Origin of the sequence: Nostoc sp., from assembly GCF_036917155.1 — a bacterium.
Lineage (GTDB): Bacteria > Cyanobacteriota > Cyanobacteriia > Cyanobacteriales > Nostocaceae > Nostoc.
Genome location: NZ_JBALDZ010000150.1, coordinates 49853 through 73053 on the forward strand (window position 1 = coordinate 49853; position 23201 = coordinate 73053).

Annotated in this window: 19 protein-coding genes; 4 read left to right on the forward strand and 15 right to left on the reverse strand. The window is 42.7% G+C overall.

Annotated elements, in window-relative coordinates:
• Positions 1–146 precede the first annotated feature (146 nt).
• Entirely contained in the window at positions 147–323 is a 177-nt protein-coding gene (locus V7K67_RS20465; protein ID WP_292845444.1) for a CopG family transcriptional regulator, read from the reverse strand.
• A 2208-nt stretch (positions 324–2531) separates the two neighbouring features.
• A complete protein-coding gene (locus tag V7K67_RS20470) occupies positions 2532–4163 on the reverse strand; it encodes a DUF6930 domain-containing protein (RefSeq protein WP_334732080.1) in 1632 nt (543 codons plus the stop codon).
• Between the two features lie 625 nt (positions 4164–4788).
• Between V7K67_RS20470 and V7K67_RS20475 the strand changes: the two genes are divergently transcribed.
• The 3 genes from V7K67_RS20475 to V7K67_RS20485 all read left to right on the forward strand — a co-directional run bounded on the left by V7K67_RS20475 (position 4789) and on the right by V7K67_RS20485 (position 6227).
• Positions 4789–5145: an iron-sulfur cluster assembly accessory protein gene (locus tag V7K67_RS20475; RefSeq protein WP_179069217.1), complete on the forward strand. Its 357-nt coding sequence runs from the start codon at positions 4789–4791 to the stop codon at positions 5143–5145.
• A gap of 286 nt (positions 5146–5431) precedes the next feature.
• Positions 5432–5854, forward strand: a complete 423-nt coding sequence (locus tag V7K67_RS20480) for a tetratricopeptide repeat protein (RefSeq protein WP_334705913.1) — start codon at positions 5432–5434, stop codon at positions 5852–5854.
• A 127-nt stretch (positions 5855–5981) separates the two neighbouring features.
• Positions 5982–6227 carry a hypothetical protein gene (locus V7K67_RS20485; protein ID WP_334705960.1) on the forward strand — a complete coding sequence of 82 codons (246 nt, stop codon included), beginning with the start codon at positions 5982–5984 and terminating at the stop codon, positions 6225–6227.
• On the opposite strand, the gene V7K67_RS20490 is transcribed toward V7K67_RS20485, so the two are convergent.
• The gene (locus V7K67_RS20490) at positions 6221–6406 is read right to left on the reverse strand and encodes a hypothetical protein (RefSeq protein ID WP_335168130.1); all 186 of its coding nucleotides are present in this window, start codon (positions 6404–6406) and stop codon (positions 6221–6223) included. The genes V7K67_RS20485 and V7K67_RS20490 overlap by 7 nt on opposite strands.
• A 26-nt stretch (positions 6407–6432) precedes the next feature.
• A complete protein-coding gene (gene thyD / locus V7K67_RS20495; RefSeq protein ID WP_334732077.1) occupies positions 6433–7353 on the reverse strand; it encodes a thylakoid membrane protein ThyD in 921 nt (306 codons plus the stop codon).
• 185 nt (positions 7354–7538) lie between these two features.
• Between thyD and V7K67_RS20500 the strand changes: the two genes are divergently transcribed.
• Entirely contained in the window at positions 7539–7886 is a 348-nt protein-coding gene (locus V7K67_RS20500) for a hypothetical protein (protein WP_334705911.1), read from the forward strand.
• Between the two features lie 82 nt (positions 7887–7968).
• Here V7K67_RS20500 and V7K67_RS20505 read toward each other — a convergent pair whose 3' ends face one another.
• The 11 genes from V7K67_RS20505 to rimI all read right to left on the reverse strand — a co-directional run bounded on the left by V7K67_RS20505 (position 7969) and on the right by rimI (position 22875).
• On the reverse strand, positions 7969–8466 hold the full coding sequence (locus V7K67_RS20505) for an FHA domain-containing protein (protein ID WP_334705910.1): 498 nt from the start codon (positions 8464–8466) through the stop codon (positions 7969–7971).
• 516 nt (positions 8467–8982) lie between these two features.
• Positions 8983–11460, reverse strand: a complete 2478-nt coding sequence (locus V7K67_RS20510; RefSeq protein WP_335168133.1) for a heavy metal translocating P-type ATPase — start codon at positions 11458–11460, stop codon at positions 8983–8985.
• 509 nt (positions 11461–11969) lie between these two features.
• Positions 11970–12245, reverse strand: coding sequence for a TM2 domain-containing protein (locus V7K67_RS20515; RefSeq protein WP_334732074.1), 276 nt, complete (start codon positions 12243–12245; stop codon positions 11970–11972).
• Between the two features lie 866 nt (positions 12246–13111).
• Positions 13112–14686, reverse strand: coding sequence for a CPBP family intramembrane glutamic endopeptidase (locus V7K67_RS20520; RefSeq protein ID WP_334732073.1), 1575 nt, complete (start codon positions 14684–14686; stop codon positions 13112–13114).
• A 198-nt stretch (positions 14687–14884) separates the two neighbouring features.
• Positions 14885–15700 carry a DUF1838 domain-containing protein gene (locus tag V7K67_RS20525; RefSeq protein ID WP_334732072.1) on the reverse strand — a complete coding sequence of 272 codons (816 nt, stop codon included), beginning with the start codon at positions 15698–15700 and terminating at the stop codon, positions 14885–14887.
• Positions 15701–16143: 443 nt separating this feature from the next.
• Entirely contained in the window at positions 16144–17328 is a 1185-nt protein-coding gene (locus tag V7K67_RS20530) for an AbrB family transcriptional regulator (RefSeq protein WP_334732071.1), read from the reverse strand.
• Between the two features lie 333 nt (positions 17329–17661).
• Positions 17662–18000 (reverse strand): hypothetical protein, encoded by a 339-nt coding sequence (locus V7K67_RS20535; protein WP_179065469.1) that lies wholly within the window; start codon positions 17998–18000, stop codon positions 17662–17664.
• Between the two features lie 90 nt (positions 18001–18090).
• Positions 18091–18456, reverse strand: coding sequence for a Lin0512 family protein (locus V7K67_RS20540; protein ID WP_292850790.1), 366 nt, complete (start codon positions 18454–18456; stop codon positions 18091–18093).
• A gap of 337 nt (positions 18457–18793) precedes the next feature.
• Complete coding sequence (locus tag V7K67_RS20545) at positions 18794–19162, reverse strand: Crp/Fnr family transcriptional regulator (RefSeq protein WP_335168136.1); 369 nt, start codon at positions 19160–19162, stop codon at positions 18794–18796.
• 274 nt (positions 19163–19436) lie between these two features.
• Positions 19437–21905, reverse strand: coding sequence for an ATP-dependent Clp protease ATP-binding subunit (locus V7K67_RS20550; protein WP_069071487.1), 2469 nt, complete (start codon positions 21903–21905; stop codon positions 19437–19439).
• 418 nt (positions 21906–22323) lie between these two features.
• Positions 22324–22875 (reverse strand): ribosomal protein S18-alanine N-acetyltransferase, encoded by a 552-nt coding sequence (rimI, locus tag V7K67_RS20555; RefSeq protein ID WP_334732069.1) that lies wholly within the window; start codon positions 22873–22875, stop codon positions 22324–22326.
• Positions 22876–23201: the final 326 nt, after the last annotated feature.

Consider the following 23201-nt stretch of genomic DNA (forward strand, 5'->3'; position numbering starts at 1 on the left):
TTAGTCCCAGCAAATGACCAGACGCGAGAAAAACGCGTCTGTATCATCTAGACAAACTCTTGTCCATAGCAGCGGACTCTCAAAAGTATCATAGATATTTTTTTGGTGGCAAAGCAGTTTTCTGGATAAGTCATGAAAGTAACTTCTTACTTATTTCCATCTTTGCTGTCGTCAGAAACAGGTAAACTTCTAATCAGTTCACGAATCACGTCAGTTGCAGGTCTACCTGTTTGCTGACAATATTTTTCTAGTTTTTCCGCTTCCTGTGTTGCGAGATTAACTGTTATGCGTTTAACGGCCCATTTTTTATTTGTCATTATCATGCTATTTGCTGTATATTTAGATGGTCGAAAGAGTCTAAATTAAAGAGGGAACCGATAAGGTTATCAGAGTTTGTCTCAGGAAACAAGTAATACCATTAATATTAAAAATGTTCGTTTTGTCAAAGGATTCATAATTTTCTAAAAAAATCAAAAAGCGATACTTTATTTGTTACTATTGTGACAGCATAATTAGCACATAGTTGCTTTTGAAGGTAATAACCCTACTAACAGCATGAGTAAAGACTGACAATGAAATTTGATAAATCAATTTGAGACACCTACTATTGACTCAATGAAGATTTACAAAGTTATTCTTCATCGAAAGCACTTGACCTTCTCTCTTAACTAAGTTCGCCAAACCTGTTTGGAGAGAACATCCGCTAGAACACTAGAAAATAAAACTTCAGAATCACAATCGTGCTGAAATGCTGCCTTACAGGCGGCTTGGAGTGGCTTGTGTAGAAGGTGAATAGTCACTTATAAAGTAGGCAAATAAGCGATCGCTCCAGAACAAACTCCCATCTGCACCCATTACTGTAAGCAAGAATTTAGAGCTACTTGAACGGCTATAAATTTTGGCTTACCTCGATCAAGCTGATTGCTTTTCAGTGCCAATGTAGTAGCTATAAAAAAGGGAACGAAACTCAGTCTACTGGGTGTAAATAGCCAATTATTTTGGTAAATTTTGACAGCATTATCTGTAATTTCACACAGATGAATTAACCCAGGTAGATGTGATGTTAATTGACTGTTGTCGATAATAATATTTTAGTTTTATTTCATGCTTTTACACTAAAGTTCTCGTAAATATACGATTAAATTTTGCGTATTTTTTATCTTCCCTCTAGCGATAAGCTGTTACGTATACAACTTGCATTATGAGGGCGCTCATGTTGCCCACCCCACAATCATATTGGAAAAATATTAGTGCAAATTAAAGGCGCAACAGCTTATAATTTGCTTTCAATCCAACAACTGTTTTGCATTTTTCCTATTCATCTATCTATAGGTTATGTGAATAATTTTTAGTCAATCATGGCACTAAAAATTCAACAGCAAATCTTCTTATCAGATTTAAGCTAAGAGATAAACTATTGCCAGAAAAATTGATTTACAACTATTTACTATTTGGTAAGTATACCTATAAAAATAATTGTATATTTCAATATCCTCCGGTGGTTTGTTCATTATAGCCATTATTTACGTACTTTAAATAATCTTCATTTAGACATTCAATAAGCTACTTTTCATGCTTTATAAAAAAATTACAAAGAAAAAGATATACATTTTAACTTTTGCTTAATGATATTGATATATTAGAAGATGCTCAACTCAAAAACTTGCTAAAAAAAGATTTAGATATCTAAGTGCATCAGCTAGGTTTGATTAAAGCAAGCTTTGCAGATAGTTTTTAGTACTTTGTAGCTATTTATACTGAAAATATTTCAATGAGATGAATGAAAAATTATGAAAATACAGGTACTTCATGAAATTAAGGTAAAGCTATACCAATTCAAAAAATGTTTCCGACAGATAACCCACCCATCCCTTAGTAATACCATTTTGAATTTTAGATTTTAGATTTCGGATTGGGAATCGCTTTCTGTGTCTGGTTTTTGTGAAACCATCTGTCGCAATCATTTTTCAAATTGGTATAACTACGGTGTACACATCACACATCTTTGTACAAAACCACAACCATTGAAGATCCTCCTAAATCCCCCAATTGATCGGGGGATTTTAAGAATTTTTTGCACCTCTTAAAAGGACATGAGTTTGACGAGTCATATAATGTCCATATAATTAGCCGTCAAAAAGACCTCTCCCTAGTTTTACTAAGCAAAACCGTCCCTCTCCGACTCGGAGAAAAACTTGAACTAAAGTTCAAAGCAAGGAGAGGTTTATCGAACTCACATTGATTTAATGCTTCGCGGAAGTCCCCATTTTCAAGGTACTCCTAAGATAGGGATTGTGAGCGGGGGATGTTCGCGAACAGCGTCACGAAGTGAGGATTACATCTGGAATTTATTTTTTACTTTGTAAAAAATAAATTCTCGATGGATGACGAATACCCATGCGCTAAAGCGTCTCCCCTTGGGAGAGGATTTTCTGGTAAGATATTCGATGTCTTGACCGACCCTCAAAATGCCTATGGGACAAGGAACATTTTTAATTCACATCAGGCGTGAATTATGGAAATTCGTGCAACTATTCAAATTTCAGTTGGGGCATCAGTTGGAGAGTGCCAATACCTAAATCTTTGGGTGAAAGCGATCGCGCTTCAAACAAAGCCATCATATCTCGTAACTGAGGATTGCCACGGGAGGCTCCCGTTAGTCCTTTAGCAATGATTAAGCCACAGTAGCCCTTAGTATTTTTACACCGCTGATTCCATTTTTTTCGGGCTTCGACATGAGTCGGATCTTCGTCTAAAAATTCACCGAATAGGAACAATTCACCATTTTGAGTTTGCAATAAACCCAGGTCGTAGCGATCGCCATCGAAGGGGTCAGCACCCGGATTAAAGCAAATTGCTCTCAGTCCACCTGTTGCTTCAATTCTCTCAATTACAGTTTTCGCCTTGGGTCGGGAAGTTTGAATTAAAATTACTGGCAAACCATCACCCACTTGTTTGATTTCACCAGCCTGATGGTAGCTGACTCCCTTTCGCAGGGACTCCAAGATTTCCCAGGACACCACACCTAAGCTGAGGAAGGAATCTTCTGGTATCAAATCATCTTGTAATGATTGGAAGTCAGGGTTGTCAATCTCCTGATCGTCGATATCAAAACCGGCCATTTCCTCTAATTCTGCTGCTAACTGCGGCATGGTAGAGACTGTCACAGGCACAGATTTAGTTGATTCTTCCGATTGCGGCAGAGAAATGCGATAGCGACGGACCAGAGTAGGGAAGATATCTTCATGAAGCTGGCGACGGTGATCGCGAATAAAGCGGCTCAGGCTTTCGATCGCAACTAAGATTACCAATGCTTCTTCGTCATACAAAACAGACCGTAGTCCTTCTAAGGGGTGGATATTACCGAAGGTGGGGTCAATTTCTGATAATGGCAGATCCGCCAAATCATCTTCTTCATCCTCATCTTCATCGGTTTCATCAGCACTCTCAAAAGTGAGAAACAAGCAATCTTGCTTGAGGAACGCTTCTTCTAAATGCTCTGTGGATTCTTGATCTGTTAAAACTGCGGCGCGAAATTGTTTTAAAGACTCCTCTGAACGATAAAACAAAATCCCATATTCCATTCCCAGCATTCCCATAACTGAGGCATAGAGTGTACCAACATCCCACTTATTAATCTCAATTGACAAAATTTGCTGTTCTTCCAAAAATTCCCAAGGTGCTACTTGCCAAATTGCAAATGCTTTTTCTCGTAATATTTGTGCATACTGTGGGGGTAAGTCGGGAGTTTGACTATCGAGAATATCAGCAAATCCACGAAATAGTTCGTCAATTAAAGGAAGTTCTGGTGCGTAGTCAATGGCAATATCCAAATCTTGTAACACTCCCCGCAGGTAAAATTGGATCTCGCGGTCTTTGACTACAATTCTTTGAGGTCTAGCAGGTCTTGCCGGACTCTGGGGATGCTCCATAGCTTGCATTAAGGTGCGAACTATTGCTTCTGGACCAATATCTGAGGCTACTATGTCCATGCCTCGAACAACACCTTGGGAGTAATCTACCCAAAGAATGCATTCTCCCTTTGCCTCTGAGTCTGAGAACTGGTTTGGTGATGACAACGGACGGCGATCGCCCTCCCATACAGAAGGAATTTGAGTTAATTTCTTCAACCGACGACTGGTAGAGCGATTAAAACTTGTCATAGAGATCAAAAGAAGCAATTTGGAAGTAAACTTTGGGAAATAGTTAGTCTCGGATTAAATTTTTATGGCTGCACCTGAAGGGTGGTTGCTTCTCAGGCTGCCGCAAGGCTTAGGAGGCAGGAGGCAGAAGGTAGTCCCGATGAAACGAGTTTCTAAAGCCTTGTATGAAAATGTTCTAAGTAAGTCGGCACAATAAAACCAAACTGTGTAAATAAAAGTAAATAAGGCTCAAACCCTTTCTTCCCCTGCTCCCTGCTCCCTGCCCCCTGCCCCCTGCCTTATCGCAACGATAATTATTTACGCCGACTTACTTAGGGACTGGGATTTTTACTCAGCACGGGTTAAATGCCTCGATACAATTCTTCTTTTTAAACTGGATTTTATACCGATAACTAAAGTTTTCATTATTCTTTCCTCCTGCCTCCTGCCTTCTCGTATAAATATACTGAGTCTCTCAATTCTAGAATAAAAATCTTTGGCTGCTTTTAACAGAGTGTTTACAATTTGGCATCTAGCAACTTCTAAGCCGCTAGAATGAATACAAAAACACTCAAGAGCAACCCAGAGGCATTAACAAGCCGATATCGGGTAACGCTTAGACTAATTTAAGGAGTTTAAAAAGCAGATGACACAAGCAATTCAGGCTCAACAACGCGGAATTCTGTTGAGCGAAGCCGCATTGCACCAGGTAAAATCCCTCCGGGACAAGCAAGGCACAGACTTCTGCTTACGGGTAGGAGTGCGTCAGGGTGGCTGTTCTGGGATGTCTTACATGATGGACTTTGAAGACACTAGCAAGATCACCCCTCAGGATGAAGTTTTTGACTATGATGGCTTCAAAATTGTCAGCGATCGCAAGAGTCTTTTATATCTCTACGGCTTAATGCTCGATTATAGCGATGCCATGATTGGCGGTGGTTTTCAATTCACTAACCCCAATGCTAACCAAACTTGTGGTTGCGGCAAGTCATTTGGGGTGTAATATTGTCAGTTGTCATTTGTCCCTTGTCATTTATCGTTTATCATTTGCAGTTGCCCAATGACCAATGACTAATGACCCTTCTGGTGACGCTCGTGCCTCGCTAACGCTGCGCTAACACCAACCAGTTGCTCATGGGGGAAACCCCCTTCTCTACGAGACGCTCCGCGTTCCGTTGGCGCAGCCTCTCGTAGAGAAGGAAAGGCGCTAGCCTCTCCCAATGTGAGAAGATCGCACTGGCTCACCAATGACCAATGACCAATGACCAATGACTAATGACCAATGACCAATGACTAATACAGTTGAATCCCTGTTTGATACAGGTTTAGAACGCTATAAAGCTGGAGAATCGGTAGAATCTTTAATCCCTGTGTTTAAAGAAGTGTGCGATCGCGCTCCTAAAACTAGTGCTGCTTGGGTTTGTTTAACGTGGTTGTATTTACTTGATAACAAACCCAACCTGGCTTACAAAGCTGGACAGAAAGCAGTCAAGTTAAATCCACAAGATCCCCAAGCCAGAATAAATCTCGCCCTAGCAATGCTAGAAACAGGTCAAAAAGGTTTACGGGAACACATTGACATAGCACAACAGTTGATTTTTGTCAATGAAGAATGGAGTGATGAAATAAAAAATAGTATTGAAGACGGTTTAAGTAGAAAACCAGATTGGCAGAGTTTGAAAAAAGTCAAAAATTGGTTGTTTGAAGAATGATGATTGGGTACTAGGGATTGGGGACTAGGGACTAGGGAGAATTTATTCAAGTAAGTCTCTAAGTTGTCTCTTCCCAATGCCCAATGCCCAATGCCCAATGCCCAATGCCCCACTCTCAACTCGAATCATGAAAGATAAATTGTTAAATTGGCTAAACATGGCTTTAGTCGCAGATGTTTTTTTGGTTTTGTTTGGCTTTGGCTGGTTAGCGATCGCTGCGATCGGTGATGCCGTAGGAGTAAACCTGGGCTTGGATTTGTGGCATCAACTGTGGCAACCCTTATTTAACCCAGCGATCGGCATCCTCATGGGCGGTGCCATTCTCAGCGGTATTATCAGTTGGTTTTCCAAAAAATTTCTTTCTAGTCAATAGACTGGGGACTGGGAATTAGGTACTGGGGACTGGGTAATGAAAAAGAAGCAGATTAGCAAGGGTAAAATTTCTCTCCTCTGCGCCTCTGCCTGTCTTGCCCAATCCCCAGTCCCCAGTCCCCATTCCCCAGTCCCCAGTCCCCAGTCCCCAGTCCCCATTCCCCAGTCCCCATTCCCCATTCCCCAGTCCCCATTCCCCAGTCCTTTTAATTAAGAATTTGTGTTAATGCTGATTGCAAATTAGGATATTTGTACTCAAAGCCAGTTTCTACAGTGCGTTTTGGGATGACTTGCTGACCTTCTAAAACTACTATAGCTCCGTCTCCTAAAAGAGCTTCGATCGCAAAAGCAGGAACAGGCAACCAAGAAGGGCGATTCATAACTTGTCCCAAAGTTTGGCTTAAATCTGCCATCCGAACTGGGTTAGGGGCAGTGGCATTGTATATACCTTCTATTTCCGATTTACTTAAAGCTTGCAAAATCAGGTTAACTAAGTCGTCTACATGAATCCATGAGAACCACTGACGCCCGCTGCCAATAGGCCCACCCGCGAAGAGTTTGAAAGGCGGAATCATCTTACCTAAAGCACCACCATTGCCCAAAACAATCCCAAAACGCAGAATTACTAGCCGTACACCACTATCTTTTACCTTTGTTGCCTCTGCTTCCCAGGCTTGGCTGACTTGGGCTAGAAAATCGTTACCAGATAGACTGGTTTCATCAAAGGTGGCTGTTTCACTGGTGCCGTAGTAACCAATAGCCGAAGCGTTAATTAAGACTGTTGGTTTGGGGTTAGCGTTAGCTATTGCTTCAACTATTTTTTGTGTGCCTAACTTTCGACTATTGAGGATTTCTTGTTTGCGTTCAAGTGTCCAACGTCCTTCACCAATGGGTTCTCCTGCCAAATTAACTACACCATCACAACTAGCGATGACACTTTGCCAAGAACCAGATGCATTTGGTGTATAGGCAACAATTTCTATATTGGGAAAAGCCTCAGATGGAAAAACCTTTTGAGCAAAGGCGGTGTTCCGAGTTAATACTACGATCTTATGACCTTTAGCGTGGAGTCGTTGTACCAAAAGATTACCAACAAATCCTGTTGCTCCAGTAATTGCGACTTTCATTTTCTATCTCAGCCAAACCTTTATTGTAAAGTTTTTGATCAAGCTTTCAGCTTACGGCACTTTCCCTATCCATAGAACAGATGTTGGTCATGCCTGATCTCAAAAACTTTGCTTTGTTAATGACTATCTGTTTAGATGCTTCGGTATTATAGGATGGACGGAGTGTTGCAAGGCGTGGGGCTATTATGGCTCGCTATACCTGTTCATTTGTTGTTTCTGTTCCTAGTGACCATCTGTTGCCGTTACTTGTAGAACTTCTACAGGACTGTCAGTTGGATATTCAATACCACACGGGCGATTACATTATCGCTCGTCAAGTTCCTGGCAATGTTCCTTTTCCTAAATTGGTAACAGTAGAAGTACTGATTGACAAATCAAAATCTACTGAAACAGAAACCCGGATGAGTATTGTGATTAAAAACGAAGAACTACCACTTCAACTAGATAATTACTGCCGACAAATGTTTGAATTTATCAAGCAGGCTATTGAAAGTAGCCGCCATTGGCATTTGATTGAAAGTCTTGCAGGATAGCTTTGGTGATTTAATTGACACTTCCACTACTTAAAGTTGTGGGAATGTCAGACTGTGATTGTTAGTGATTGGTAGTTATAATTCACTCTCCTATATCCTCTAAATCCTCGGCCATACCGGGGTTTATTAGTGTAATGTCGTATTCACTCGAATCCGTTTGTCCCAAACGCTGAGTATTTCTTAAAAGGTAATAAATGGCACGTACTTGAGGGCCAAAAACGATCTCGTCTTCATTTCTGAGATCGTGGGCTGGTATCTTGCGTCCATTAATCATCAAACCGTTAGAACTAGGCTTACCTTTGACATCGCCATCTACAATCCGGTAATAGTAGCTATGACTATTATGCTCTCGTGGCAATCTCACTAATGTGGCATGGCGGCGGGAGACAAACTGCGACATCAAACGGATATTACATTCGCGATCTCTACCGATAGAGTAGACGGGGTGCTCTAGAGAAAATTCTTTGCGACCTTGATCGTCTTCAATAATCAGTAGATGGTTTTCATTGGTTTCTGCTGCCATTGACAAATCGGTGAAACTATGATTAATCAAGATTTGTTTAGTATCGTATCCTGTCATTTTCGCGCACCATAAATCTGTGGTGCTGATCTAAATAAGCTTTAAAATTGCATGATACCTTGAAAGAGTAGAACATATCCGTTCTACTCCAGTAGCTATGATAGCTTTGGTAAGTGTCTAAAAAAGGTTTGTGAGCCGATAAAACTTGAGTACCGACTCAGTTTAACTTTAGGGAACTCCAAGAAATAAATTATCCAATATTGTGGGGTGGGCATCTTCCCGAATTTCTCACTAATAGGGTGGGGAAGTGTGGGAGGTGTGGGAGGTGTGGGAGGTGCTGCGTTGTACAAAGCGCTCGATATAAAGCGCCCATTCTCAATTCCTCCTCATTCTCCCCACACTCCCCACACCCCTCAATTTCTCGCTTGTGAGAAATTGAGGATCTTGCCCGCCTTATGGACTGGGCAGGCGAGATGCCCACCCCACAAGAGTTAATTGGATATTTTTTATTTGGAAGTTCCTTATATGGGAATTACCAAGATTGGTGCTGGGAAATTTTACGTGTAAAGGAGTATTCTAAGGGTGATGAGCTAATCGCCGTAATAATATTGAGTTGGTGACGACGCTCACAGAGCTAAAAGCCATTAGTGCAGCAGCACCAGATGGGTTCAGGACAAAACCCAGACTAGGGAATAAAACACCTGCTGCTAAAGGAATGCCAACTGTATTATATGCAAAAGCCCAAAATAAATTTTGGCGGATTTTGTTGAAGGTGGCACGACTCAGCTGAATAGATTCGACGACATCGTTTAAGCGATCGCGCATTAAAATAATTTCAGCAGTTTCCATCGCCACATCTGTCCCAGAATGTAAAGCAATTCCTACATCTGCTTGAGATAAAGCTGGAGCATCATTGATTCCATCTCCCACCATTGCTACAACGGATTGGGGATTGGGAATTGGGGATTGGGAATTGGGAAGAATTTTTCCTAGTCCCCAGTCCCTAGCCCCCAGTCCCCCCTTCTGAAGAGACTGTATTGCAGCCGCTTTTTTGGCTGGGGGAACACCTGCGATGACATCAGCGCTGTCTAATCCTAGTTGTTTAGCTATGGCACTAGCGGCTTCTGGGCGATCGCCACTGAGCAACATTACCCGTAAGCCCATCTGACGCAATTTATCTACGGTGGATTGGGCATCTGGTCTGAGGGTATCAGAAACACCAATTAATCCGGCTAAAGCTCCCCCAATTGCTACACAAACGACTGTTTTACCATTTGTTGCCAAATCCTGTGCTACCTGTTGTGCAGTTTCACTAATGGGAATGCCGTGCCAACTCAACCAGTCCCAGTTACCCAATAGCACAACTGTGTTATCCACCACAGCAGATACCCCTAATCCCGGTTCCGTATGAAAGTTCACAGCTTTTGGAATAGATAACTGTTGTCGCTGTGCTTCTTGCTGAATCGCTTTTGCTAGAGGGTGGTGAGTACCGCTTTCTACGGCTGCTGCTAGTTGGATTAGGGATTGGGAATTTTCAGTGCCCAGTCCCCAGCCCCCAGTCCCCAATCCCTCAATTAACAGACAATCTGTGACGATAGGATTACCTGTGGTTAGAGTGCCTGTTTTATCAAAAACTACCGTGTCTAGTTGGTGTACTTTTTCTAAAACGTCGCCACCTTTGATTAACAGACCCCGTTCTGCACCCATAGCAGTGCCGACAAGAATGGCTGTTGGTGTAGCAAGTCCTAAAGCACAGGGACAGGCGACTACCATCACTGCGATCGCTAGTTTTAAACTAATTAATAAAGGGGAGTGGGGAGCTTCATCTGTAGTGTGGCTCATCATTTTCATACCACCAGACATGGTGATATCAGTCCAGATGTGAGTGCCGAAAAAGTACCAAAAGACAAATGTTAATAAAGATGCTGTTAGCACCCCGTAGGTGAAATAACCTGCTACTGTATCTGCTAATTTTTGTACTGGGGCTTTCCGAGTTTGGGCGGCTTCTACTAGGGCGACAATTTGAGCTAGAGTTGTATCACTTCCAATACGGGTTGCCTGAATAGCGATCGCTCCTGATTGGTTTAGTGTCCCCCCTGTCACCATATCCCCTGGTTGCTTAATTACTGGCACGGCTTCCCCAGTCAGCATTGACTCATCGACTGTTGTTTGACCAACAACCACTTCACCATCAACGGGGATTTTATCACCTGGCAGCACTTGTAACCATTCACCGACACGCACCTGTTCCGCAGGAATTTCTATACTAGAAGAACCCACTCCAACTTTATCTGGATTGGCAATCAATCGCGCTAAGAGTGGCTGGAGTGCTAGCAATTTCCTAAATGCGGCGGCGGCGCGACCTCTAGCTTGTTGCTCTAATGTCCTTCCTAAGAGAATAAAGCCCAACATCATTACTGGTTCGTCAAAGAAGCACTCCCAACCCATTTTGGGAAAGAGTAGTGCTACTAAACTAGCAATGTAGGCTGTGAGTGTTCCTAATCCCACTAGGGTGTTCATGTTGGGTGCATTTCGCCGCCACCCCAGCCAGCCATCTACTAAAATCGAGCGACCGGGAATTAATAGCGCCACTGTCGCCAGTCCACAGTGAAACCAGATGTTATTTAGCACTGGTAGCATTGAGCTACCAAGATTACCAAAATGTCCACTTCCCGACAATAATAGCAACACCGCAGCGATCGCTAACTGTCTTACCGAAGATCGCATTTCGCGGCGTTGGCGTTCTGCTGGGTCTGGTAGGGTAGATATCTCACCTGCTACTGTGCCACTAGCTTTTCGGGGTTGAGTCGGGAATCCAACGCCTGTTAATCGCTGTGCCAGTGCATCTGCATCTACTGCACCAACTTCTGACTCTATAACTGCTACCTCTGTGGCCAGGTTTACACAGGCACTCTTAACTCCTGGATGTTGGGTTAGCTGTCGCTCTACTGCATTCACACACCCAGCACACTTCATGCCCCCAACATCGAGAATAATTTTCTCTAGAATTGGTTCAAGTTCTGGGGCTAGCTTAGTTTTTGGGACAAGTTGCATGGCAAGTGTTTAGATTCGCTACAGAAATTCAACGCCTGACTAAAAGCGTCTCTAATTTGAGCGTAGGCGAAATATCGGACTACGACTGAACGTCAACCATATTAAAATTATTAATTTATCGTACTTCGCTGAGGGTTAACGACGGCTCCAGCGTAGATAAGTTATGTAAATAATAGCTCCAACCTGTATTGGCATCAGCGCAATTAGGCTTTTTAAAAAATAGTTGACTTCCAAATTAGACATAGCACTGAAATATCCTAAGCCCAACACAAGGAACATCACCGAGGTAAGATGTTTAGGTTTAAGAGTCAGCATATCAGTATAAATAAGTGCTGTATATACAGCAGGGAATAGGGAATAGGAAATAGGAAACAGGGTTGAAAGTGTCTTGGTATATGGCTTTTTTATTAGATTTTTTACCAATTTACACGGATCAAATTTGCTGGAAAACTAGTGACGTACTCCACACACTCCCCTTTGGGTGAGTGTGGGATGAATTTTTGTTTAAGCTAAAACCAGCCCTGCTTTTTCACAAAGTAGGTATTTACGAATTTTTCAGGGGACTGGTTCAAGTAGATCATGCCTTCAACTAAACCTACAAGCTGCATAACTAACAAGGCAATGCCGTAGGTGAAAGAACCCCCAACTACAGAAATTACCAACATGATCAAGCCTTCCACAGCGTATCCTAGAATAAACTTATGAACCCCAAATGCTCCCAGGATAATGCCACAGTAACCAGATAGAAGTTGCTTGGTGGGGTGACTGGGGTTGAGATTTGCCATATAAGTGTTGCTCCTTGATAAGTGAGTATAAAAATAAAGTCTTTATTGTAATGAAAGCAAATACGTTTACTTACTTAAATAAATAGATTTTTAATTTTTTCAGTATGAGTCAGCCTCAAGACGAATAACCAAAATCAGCGTGCTTCTATTCCAGAGGGAACGCTAAGTCTTGTGGCATAGCCTGAAAATCTGGCGCTCCTTCATCACTTTTGATGGATTTGACGATCGCAACTCTGGTGCAGCAGTTTTGCAGATTTTTAGGTAAGACATTTATCTTGAGAACAATGAACCTCAATAATCAGCAAAAGCTGCTACATACACAACTTTTTACAAGTCCATCAGTATTATTTCCGGATTTTTTTGGCAATCGCTAGCGGGTATGAAACGCCATCGCACCAACAGACCAACTGTGTGGCTAGTAGGAGCCTAGAAGCACAAGATGCATCTTCCACTTCTTTCTAACCCCTTTTTAGTTGCCGATCTCCACTTCGATGAGCGCAAAACGGAATTGCAATCCAATTTATGACAGCTAAAAATGGTTCGGGAAGACAATTAACATCTCGAAAATGGCTAAAATCATCCGAATGAGAATAAATGCTTAACTAGTACAACATGGCGTAAATAAACCACCCATTTAAAATAGCCAGAAAGCTTACAAAATAAGCATTCTTTCTTTTTACTTTTGCCTTCTTGTACTAGATAGTTTGTTGCCTATGTTAACAGCATTCTTTGATTTGCTTTTGCCACGATCTCAATTTGGTTTTCAGCCACTATTTATGCTTGAACCAATTGTAAGTAGTTAATTGTCTCTACTTATGGAGATAAAAGCAAATATTTTGGTTTTGATCAACAGTACTATATTAGTATTAATTACTACCTAAAACAAATAAGCTTAATAGTGTACCACTATTCCAGAGGCTATGGAGGAGCATCGGGGCGAGGAGGTTACGCGATCGCGTGTAAACTACTCCCAAGACAATCCCCAATGCGGTGAGGGGAAGAATTTCTGACAAGCTGAGGTGAGCGATCGCAAATAACAAACTACTGAGCAGAATCGATCCCCATACGGGTAAGTAACGAGTCAGAGAGGGTAACAAAAAACCGCGAAACAGAATTTCTTCAAAAAATGGGGCTGCGATCGCGGCTGTGGAGAAAAATATGCCAAGTGCTACACCATCTTGGCTTTCTAGGGCTAGTTGCAACAGAGGATTACTACCACCTTGTCCTTGCCATAGCTGTTGATTAATCAAAGATACCACCACAACTATAGGTAAAGCCGTGCAATAGCCTCCCAGTCCCCACCAAAACCAATTATCTTGAAAACGGAAGCGAAACCAGAATTCTGGTAATGGAAAAAAGCGCTTGAGAGAGAAATACAGCACTAACAGCGCACCTAATGCCACCAATAGGTAACTAACCAAGACAGAAAACGCCTGAAGTCGCACATCCACAATGGGACGTGGGATAGGTAGCACCGATATTACCAAGGGTACAAAAATTTGCCCCATGAAGAAAAAGCCGATGATAAAAACCTGCAAAACCGTTTCACCATCCCAAGGCGTTGACCAAGAGATATCAGCATTTTGAGCTAATAACGAGGCTTTTCCTTTCAACAAGCGTTGAGCAAATAATAAAATCAGCAGTATTAAACCAATTAAAGCTGCCAAGGTGGGAATAGTGCCAATAACCGCCAATTTCACCATCGCTTGAGCCGATGATTCTTGTTGTGCAGCTTTTACAGTTGATAAAGCGTCTTGTCGTTGCTGGAGTTGATATAGCTTAACCAAAGCATTAGAGCGAAACCAACCTTCTAAATTCCTTTGAATTGGTTCTTGAGCATTTGGGAGGAGACGAGGAGGATTGCTCCACAGTCCACTTAATACAGCAGCGGTTTGTCCAAATTCTGGATTGATATTTGAGCGTTGTTGTAATTCGCTCCAAGTTTTGAGAGCTGTATCCGTCTGTCCTTGCTGTGCTTGTAAAATTCCCAAGCGCAAGTCTAATTCAGCGAGTAATTTTTGTAATTGCTTGAGGGATTGCTGTAACGGTTGTTTTCCCTGTCTAGAGGTTTTAGTCGGGGGAGGAAGGTCTGGTAGAGGTTTCGGAGGTGTGGGAGTGATTTCAGCTTGAGAGCGTAATTGTGCAAGTTTATTGTTAACTTTGTCTAAATTAGCTTGAACTGATTGACGCGCCTCCTGATACTGCTTTGTAGCATTTTCCAGGGGTTGCTCACCAAGTATTGCTTCCCGAATCGACTGGAGATTGTCATTGTTGCTATCTTCTGATTGCCAAGCTTGAGCTTGTAGAGCAATATTGGTTTGGTATAGTTCCAGGCGACTTTGAAACTGAGGTTCTTGCCAACTACCAAATAAAGCCGAAACTGCCAACAGAACTGCTATCGGCGTCAGTACAAAAAATAAAACCAATCGCTTGAGTGTCATCTATCCCCCTTTGACTAACCAGTGAGGAGCGCGTCCCCCTTGGGAATTATCGCAATAAAAAGTCACGTTGTTTCGCTCCGAATTGAACTCCTCCTAATTTGGAGTCACTGAAATCTTGTACCCTGCGGGAAGCTGACGCAACAGTGAAGGTCGATTTTATTCTTAGCAACCGACTTTAGATGTTGTTTTCCAGCTAGTTTACAACTCTTCTGCTTGGGGAAGTGGGAAGATTTCACCAGCCAAGTATGCTTGAAAGTGCTTTTGGAAGTATAACCAGGAAGTCATATCTTCGCCATCTATCAATGCTTTTGGGGCTTTTTTATATAGAGGAATACGGTTATTAATTTCGTCTTGCAGCACTGGGGGCAGTTCTATTAAACCATTGACTTTGCTACCAACAGCACTGTAGATAAGTTGACCGGGGCGATCACCCATTTTCATCCAAGGAAGCCATTGACCAATTCTATCCCAACTCAGTTTGAGTTCAGAAACAGAGGAAAGTGCTGGATTGAATAAATCTGTGGTTGGCACTGTTAATTTAAACAATTCCGCTGCCTGATAAATTGGATTTGGGCTGTATTCGGCAAATTTGGGATCGCCTGCTAAGGGATTAGGGTAATGGGGAAATATATCAAAAACGAAGGTTGTGCTGTCACCATCTACTTGTGCGGGGAAATTTCCCTCAAACCTTCCCTGCACGGGATTATTGGCAACGTGAATCACCGGAACTGTCTCGCCTGTCCAAGGATTCTCCCATTTGGGTAAGATTTCATCTGTTTTTGGATTGAGGTAATAAGTTAGTTCCCTAGAAGTAAAATCCCAGCTACCTTCTGCTGTGGGGATACATCGGCTAACACTCAATCCCAGGATTTTAAACAGGAGTTGTCTTTTCTCACCGGGGATAAAAGCGTAAATTTTACCTTTCCAAATCAGGAAAGTAGATTCGCTAGGGTCGAGGGAAGAACGAGTTTTAACCCAGTGCTGGGCTTCAAGTTCTTGGATTTGGGCAACCATCTAAAGCATCCTTTGTATTTAGATAACAAAAGAATAAGCTATCAGCATTCAAGTTGCATCTTTAGAAGTTGGGGAGGTGGGGAAATAATTGAGTAGGGACAATGCCAATGACCAATGCCCCATAGCCGAATGGCACTAAGGAACGTGGATTAAATAAAATGCAAAACTCCATCCTGTCTCTAGCTTCTCTCTCCTTTATAAGACAATACAGTTCAGAATGAGCAACAAAACACTTGTAGAGACGGCGATTTATCGCGTCTCGAAAACCCAAAATTGTTGTCAGTAGCCCTTAACCCAAGCGTATTGCTTTATAAGAAGAGGGATTGAGGGTGAGGTAAACCAGGGACATAAATTGTTATATATTATTTAATTCTTATTCCTTAGTAATTCTGCTCTTATTTTCGCCCTGCCCCACAGAACCCCATGCCCAATGCCCAAATCAATTAAACTGGTTCAGAAAATTGCTCATCCAGACGGCGAAACAAAAACACCCAAAGTGGTAGGGAACTATTAATCGCAATCAGTCGCACTAAATGACCCGTTGTCACAATTTCAACATTATGATTCAATGCTAGAGAAACCAGAATCATTTCTGCCGATCCTCCTGGTGCTGTGACTAGCAGACAGGTTAACCAATCCCAAGAGGTTAATTGCATCGCAAGTATAGCAGCGATCGCTCCGGCTACGAAGGTCATGCCTACAGATATCAAGGCATAGCCAACAGTCTGCTTTCTAAAGTTGGGTTTGTCTCCCCAATATTCACCAATGGTAATTCCCAAGAGCATTTGACCCAATAAGTTAATTAAGGGCGGCGGACTAAAGCTAATATCACCCACAAAAGGCAGCGAATGTAGCAAAGGATTAAAACCGATACCAATCAACAATGCACCAAAGAAATCACCAGCAGGAATTTTAAACAATATCGCTGGATAAACTACTAATCCAGTGATTACCAGTACTAACAAGAGTAGTTCTAGTTGAGATGGATCGACATTGAGCCAAGTACTGTTGATTGAGAGTGTTTGAGGATAGTAACTACCCGCTGATGTCCTAGCGATGAAGGGAATTAGAACAACTACAGAGGTGACGCGAATCGCCTGAACTAGGGCAACCAAGCTAACATTTTTATTGTAATCGGCGGCGATCGCTGCCATAATTCCCACACCACCTGGAACTGTAGCCAGCATTGCTGTCAATAGGTTGGTTTTGCTGATGCGGGAGTAAATGTAACCAATACAGCTACCACTCAGCAGCAGAAACAAGGTAAGAAAAATAAAAATGGGAATACTAGAAGCAACACTAGCTAGATTAGCGTGGGTATTAGAAGCGCCAACAGTTAAGCCGACAAGTGCCATTCCGACTTTTCTAGCAGTGCGGTTAGGTTGGGGGGAATATTGATAAAGAATTCGATACCCTTGAAGAACCAGTGTACCAGCGGCAATCCCGCCGAATATCCAGGCAATCCTGCCAATTTGGAACTTGGCGAGGAGTAAACCCAGAGGTAATGCCAGAAGCATTTCCAAGACAATGACAATTAGTTGCTTTGCAAATAACTGCTGTTTGGTAACAATCGGATTTTTATGAGTATGTTCTTCCAGGTTGGGAGTAACACTTGGGCTTTGATTCATCTATACAAGCTTTCTTATTAATTTAACTGATGTACTCAAACTAATGCGATCGCACAAGATACAGCAGTTTGCTTTTTAAGTTAGGTACAAAATGCAAGACTCACGCATTAGATATAAAGAGTTTCTACCTCCTGACTCCAAACCCGTAACTTTGTACTTTATGCAAAAGAAAACTGCTGTAACTAGTAGTCTGTCGAATTAACAATGCCACAGTCTACTAGGTCTAAATTTATCGCGTGTTCCATTCAAACAATAATTTTTATAAATTATAGGGGCACAACAAGCCGTCGTACCCCTACAAATAATTGGTATTCCTTTCAATGGTTCAGCCGTTTAATCTTCGTCAAGGGCTGGGAAAGCTTCTTCAAGCTGCCACAACCGATCTTTATTTTCAACAAACCAAATACGAGTTTCTGGAGTTAATTTACTCCAAATGACTTCAACAGGGATGTGAGGAGAGGCATATTGGTACTGCTGACCAAGTAATTTGAGATTATCCGCCACATCATGGGGAATTCCGAATTGTTCCCAGTCAACTGTGATATTTCTTCCCGAAACTCCAGCTGTGGGGTCGAAAACCAATTGTGCCGATCTGACTAAATCAGCAAAGTGTTTTGGTTTGAGTTTGGTGATTTCCTGAAGTTGGAGTGATTCGTTATACTCTTGAGACATGATCGCCGCAGTGGTAAAGATTATTGGTGTATTGAACTTACTGCCAGAGATTTCTATCCCAATATTTTTTAGTTTAGCGCAGAGCCTCAGTTAATCATTTTCGATCAGAACTGTAACAGCTGCGATCGCAATCAACATTTCGTCATTTTTATCATTAAGTTCGGGAATAGCCCGCCCTTGAACTACCATCCCTCCAGATTCTACGATAAGAGTTTTTCGACCAAATGGTAGAACAGCGAGTACCTCTTCTTCCCTAACTTGTTCAGGGTATGGCACTGCTACCTGAACTTCTATAATCATTTCATTGGGATGACTTAAACCTGCAACTTCCCAAACACCAGGTAAAGCATTGTGAGCGATCGCATTACGTACTGCCCTAGATGCTGCTACTGTTGGTTCTTGTCCATGTTGATCTATTCCCATCCCCATTTCAATAATCAACCGTTTACGTGCCATTGCTACCTCAGGTAAATTCCGCATTTTTCACCAAAAATAGGACTTACGCAAAAACTCTCTGAAACTCCTATTCCTTCGTGTCCTTTGCGTCCTTGTCCCTTGGCGTTAGCCTCTCCCTTTGGGATTCGGGGAGACGCTAACGCGAATGCGGTTCGTTTTTTCATGATTTTGCGTAAGTCCTGCAAAAAAGGCAGAAGCCAGAGAAGTCACTTGGCAGAACACCGCATTATCTGACCAAATCAGAGGTTTGATGTCCTGCAAACCGCTCTCTACTAGACGCTTCCCAGTGGGAAACATACACTTGTCAGCACCTCCTGCCCCTGCCTTCTGAGATGCTTTAGATGGTACGCTGCAAGCGACTCAGACGTTCTGAGTAACTTTTCATCACCTGTAGGGCAAACATAGGTGTTTCCTGAACGGCAAAGAGAAACCCTTCCCGATCGAGGAAACCTAGCTTGCTATCCACCTTGGCAATAGCTGAGTAAGTTCTATTTTTTACTCCTACAAGTACCCCGGCACCAAAAATTTCGCCCGTTTCAATGGTTTCTACAATCTTGCCATTGACTAATATATCTACCTCTCCTTCGAGAATGCCATACATTTCATCACCAGACTGTCCTTCTTCAAAGATGACTTGGCCTGCTGAAAATGCTTTAGGATCGGGTTGTTTTTGAAAGATACTGACTGTTACCACAGGACTAAGCATTAGAGCAACCCCAAAATTCTTTGTTTTTAAACGAAACTTTTAGATAGGTTTAGGCGAACCCAGAAAAGTATACTACTTTCTGTTGATTAACTCTCAACCTCCGCAAAATTCCTGATTGAGTCATTTAAACAGCACAGTAAGAGAATAACTACGAAAAAGAGTGAAATGAAATGTGACCGTCAATTGTACCCTCCAAACAAAAAAACGGTAGAGCAATAAATACTCTACCGTTTTCTAATTTTCTATTTGAGATTTAAATCCCAAACCCTAAATCTTACTCAACACCTTGGGGCAATAATTCCCGACGCTGTTGAGAACTAACTTGGACAATGCCATTTTCATCCACATCAACAAGGGCTGTATCGCCATCTTTGATACGACCAGACAGAATTTCTTCTGCTAGGCTATCTTCTAACAGGCGCATAATTGCCCGACGTAATGGCCTTGCGCCGTAGCTGGGACTGTAACCTTCTTGGATTAAACGATCCTTGAAGCGGTCTGTGACTTCTAAGGTGATACCCTTTTCCGTCAGACGACCAAATACTTCCTTGAGCATAATTTCGGCGATTTGGGTCACTTCCGGCTTGTTCAACTGACGGAAGACGATAATTTCATCGAGTCGGTTGAGGAACTCTGGACGGAAGTACTGCTTGAGTTCTTCGTTGACCAAAGAGCGAATCCGGTTGTAAGTTGACTCGCTGGCATCTTCGGAGAATTCAAAGCCGATACCGCTACCGCCTTTTTCAATTACCTTAGAACCAATATTGGAAGTTAAAATCAGCAAGGTGTTCTTGAAGTCCACCGTGCGACCTTTGGCATCAGTTAACCGACCATCTTCCAAAATTTGCAGCAGCATATTGAAGACATCGGGGTGGGCTTTTTCGATTTCGTCGAACAACACCACGGTGTAAGGACGCCGCCGCACGGCTTCGGTCAACTGACCACCTTCGTTATAGCCAACATAACCTGGAGGGGAACCAATCAGCTTGCTGACGGTGTGACGCTCCATGTATTCGGACATATCTAAGCGGATCATCGCTTCTTCGGAACCGAAGAAGTAAGCAGCTAAGGACTTCGCCAACTCGGTTTTACCTACACCAGTCGGCCCAGAGAAGACAAAGCTAGCTATGGGTCGGTTGGGATTTTTCAAACCGACACGAGCGCGGCGAATTGCCCGTGAAACTGCTTTCACAGCTTCATCTTGACCAATTAAACGCTGGTGCAAGGTGTCTTCCATGTGCAGCAGCTTTTCAGATTCAGATTCGGTGAGTTTGTTCACCGGTACTCCAGTCCAGGAAGCGACAATATGGGCAATGTCTTCTTCTGTAACTACAGGTTCTTCACCTTCTGTGCCAGTTGCATTGGTCTTGCTTTGAGCGATCGCGCGGATTTCGGCTTTGATTTCCATTTCGCGATCGCGCAATTCTCCAGCTTTGTCAAAGTCTTGGGAGCGCACCGCGTCATCTTTTTCTTTTAATATCTGACGCAGTTCTTTATCTAACTCTTTGGCTGCGGGTGGCAGTTGGGAGTTAATCAAGCGCACCCTAGAACCAGCTTCATCAACTAAGTCGATGGCTTTATCTGGGAGGAAGCGATCGCTAATGTAACGGTCTGATAACTTCGCCGCCGCCACCAATGCTTCGTCGGAGATTTTCAGTTTATGGTGTTGCTCGTAGCGTTCGCGCAGACCATACAAAATTTCAATTGTTTCATCAACTGTCGGTTCGCCAACCATCACTGGTTGGAAACGCCGCTCTAGTGCTGCATCTCGCTCGATGTGCTTCCGGTATTCATCTAAGGTTGTAGCACCGATGCACTGCAACTCACCTCTGGCCAAAGCTGGCTTGAGGATATTCGCTGCGTCAATGGCACCTTCGGCTGCACCCGCACCAATTAAGGTGTGTACCTCATCAATCACGAGAATGACATTACCCGCCGAGCGGATTTCATCCATGATTTTTTTCAAGCGTTCTTCAAATTCACCCCGGTACTTGGTTCCTGCTACGAGCAAACCAATATCCAGCGTGACGACGCGTTTATCTTCGAGGATGTCAGGGACATCTTTGGTGGCAATGCGTGAAGCTAAACCTTCTGCGATTGCCGTTTTGCCAACCCCTGGTTCCCCAATTAGCACGGGGTTATTTTTTGTTCGGCGACCCAAAATTTGAATCACTCGCTCAATTTCCTTGGCGCGTCCCACCACTGGATCGAGCTTATTATCGATTGCCATCTGGGTCAGGTTTGAGCCAAATTCATCCAGAGTCGGGGTTTTTGTGCGCCCAGATGAACCACCTGGTGAAACTTCGGCAGTTTCTCCCAACATCCGGATGACTTGGGTTCTGACCTTAGATAGATCCACACCGAGGTTTTCTAGCACCCTGGCTGCGACGCCTTCCCCTTCGCGGATTAGGCCCAACAGCAGATGCTCGGTGCCAATGTAGTTATGCCCCAGTTGGCGTGCTTCTTCCAAGGAGAGTTCTAAAACTCGCTTTGCCCGTGGTGTAAACGGAATTTCCACGGCAACAAAGCCCGATCCCCGTCCTATAATTTTTTCAACTTCAATTCGAGCATCTTTGAGATTGACGCCCATTGATTTCAGCACCTTCGCAGCCACACCAGTGCCTTCGCCAATTAGACCCAGGAGGATCTGCTCGGTTCCGACAAAGTTGTGACCTAAACGGCGGGCCTCTTCTTGGGCCAGCATGATTACCTTAATGGCTTTTTCTGTGAAGCGCTCAAACATGGCTTTATCCCATCATCTGCGGTCGTGCCGGTATGCTGATTTTAGCACAGGCAAAGCTTTTAGATGCCTGTATAACAGATTATAGACATCCTGAAGCTATGACTTTAGTTGATGGGCTAATTGTTAACTATTGACTACTCTTATCTGGCTAGTGTACTGAGGAGCTTTAGTTCACCAGCTTTTTTGGGATTTATTACAAATAGCTGACTGCTTAGATTAAGGGTTTCTTGATTTAATCCCAAACATTTATATATAACGTATATATTTCTTAATATCAAGCAAAAACAATTTACATGTTATATTCTTATAGATAAATAGTTTTTGATAATAAATTCAAATCTAAAATAGCTTAGTAAAGTTGCATTTTTTTGCTGAGGCCGATCGCAAGCCCCAATAATTCAAAATTAATAATGGCCAACTACTTAAAAAGCAAGTGCCAAGAGGATTTATTCAGGCGATCGCTGACAATGGAATACCAGTGGTCTAAAGTTGCTTTAAATTTGGGGTGTTGTAAATCTGGGAGCCAAAGGATTAGGGCATCTTCATCGTTATCTTGGTAGTAACGCCGCCGCCGCCCTGCTGTTTTGAAGCCAAATTTTTGATATAAAGATATAGCCCCCAAGTTGGAAGCTCGCACTTCGAGGGTAGCTCGTTCCATTTTGCGATCGCAAGCTGTCTTGATAAGTGAATATAATAAAGCCTGTCCCATTCCTTGACGGTGATATTCGGGATGAACCGCCAAAATTGTAATGTGGGCTTCGTCTAAAATTGACCAAAAGCAACCCATTCCCAATAGTCTCGAATTAGAGACAGGGGAAAACAAACCCAGCAAATCACTATTGGGACTGTCCAACTCTCTTTGGTAGCCTTCCATTGTCCATAGACCGCCAAAACAAGCTTGATCCAGTTTTAACAATGCACTGAGATGCTCTGGAGTCAGTAATTTAATTTCTAAGTCTAATGAGATCACATTAATTGAATAACGTTACAAAGCCTTTTTGACACTCTCAGGTCTAAAGACACTGAAATTCTAGGTTCTTCCAAACAGCCTTAAATTTTGATGTCCCACCCACTAATCGCCGACTAGTAGACTGGCAGTACTTAACCAAACATTCGTACTAACGCACGAGATGCCCAGTCAATTCATCAAAAACCCAGTGGGCATTTGTCCCCAAGCTTTCGGTTACTTGATTGAGAGTGTCTTAAAATCCTGGTTCTCTCTTTTCTCCAGATTCCAGCGTGCCCCGCCGTATCTTTTTTAATTAAGGTTTTTCTTTTCTGGGATTGTCGATACCT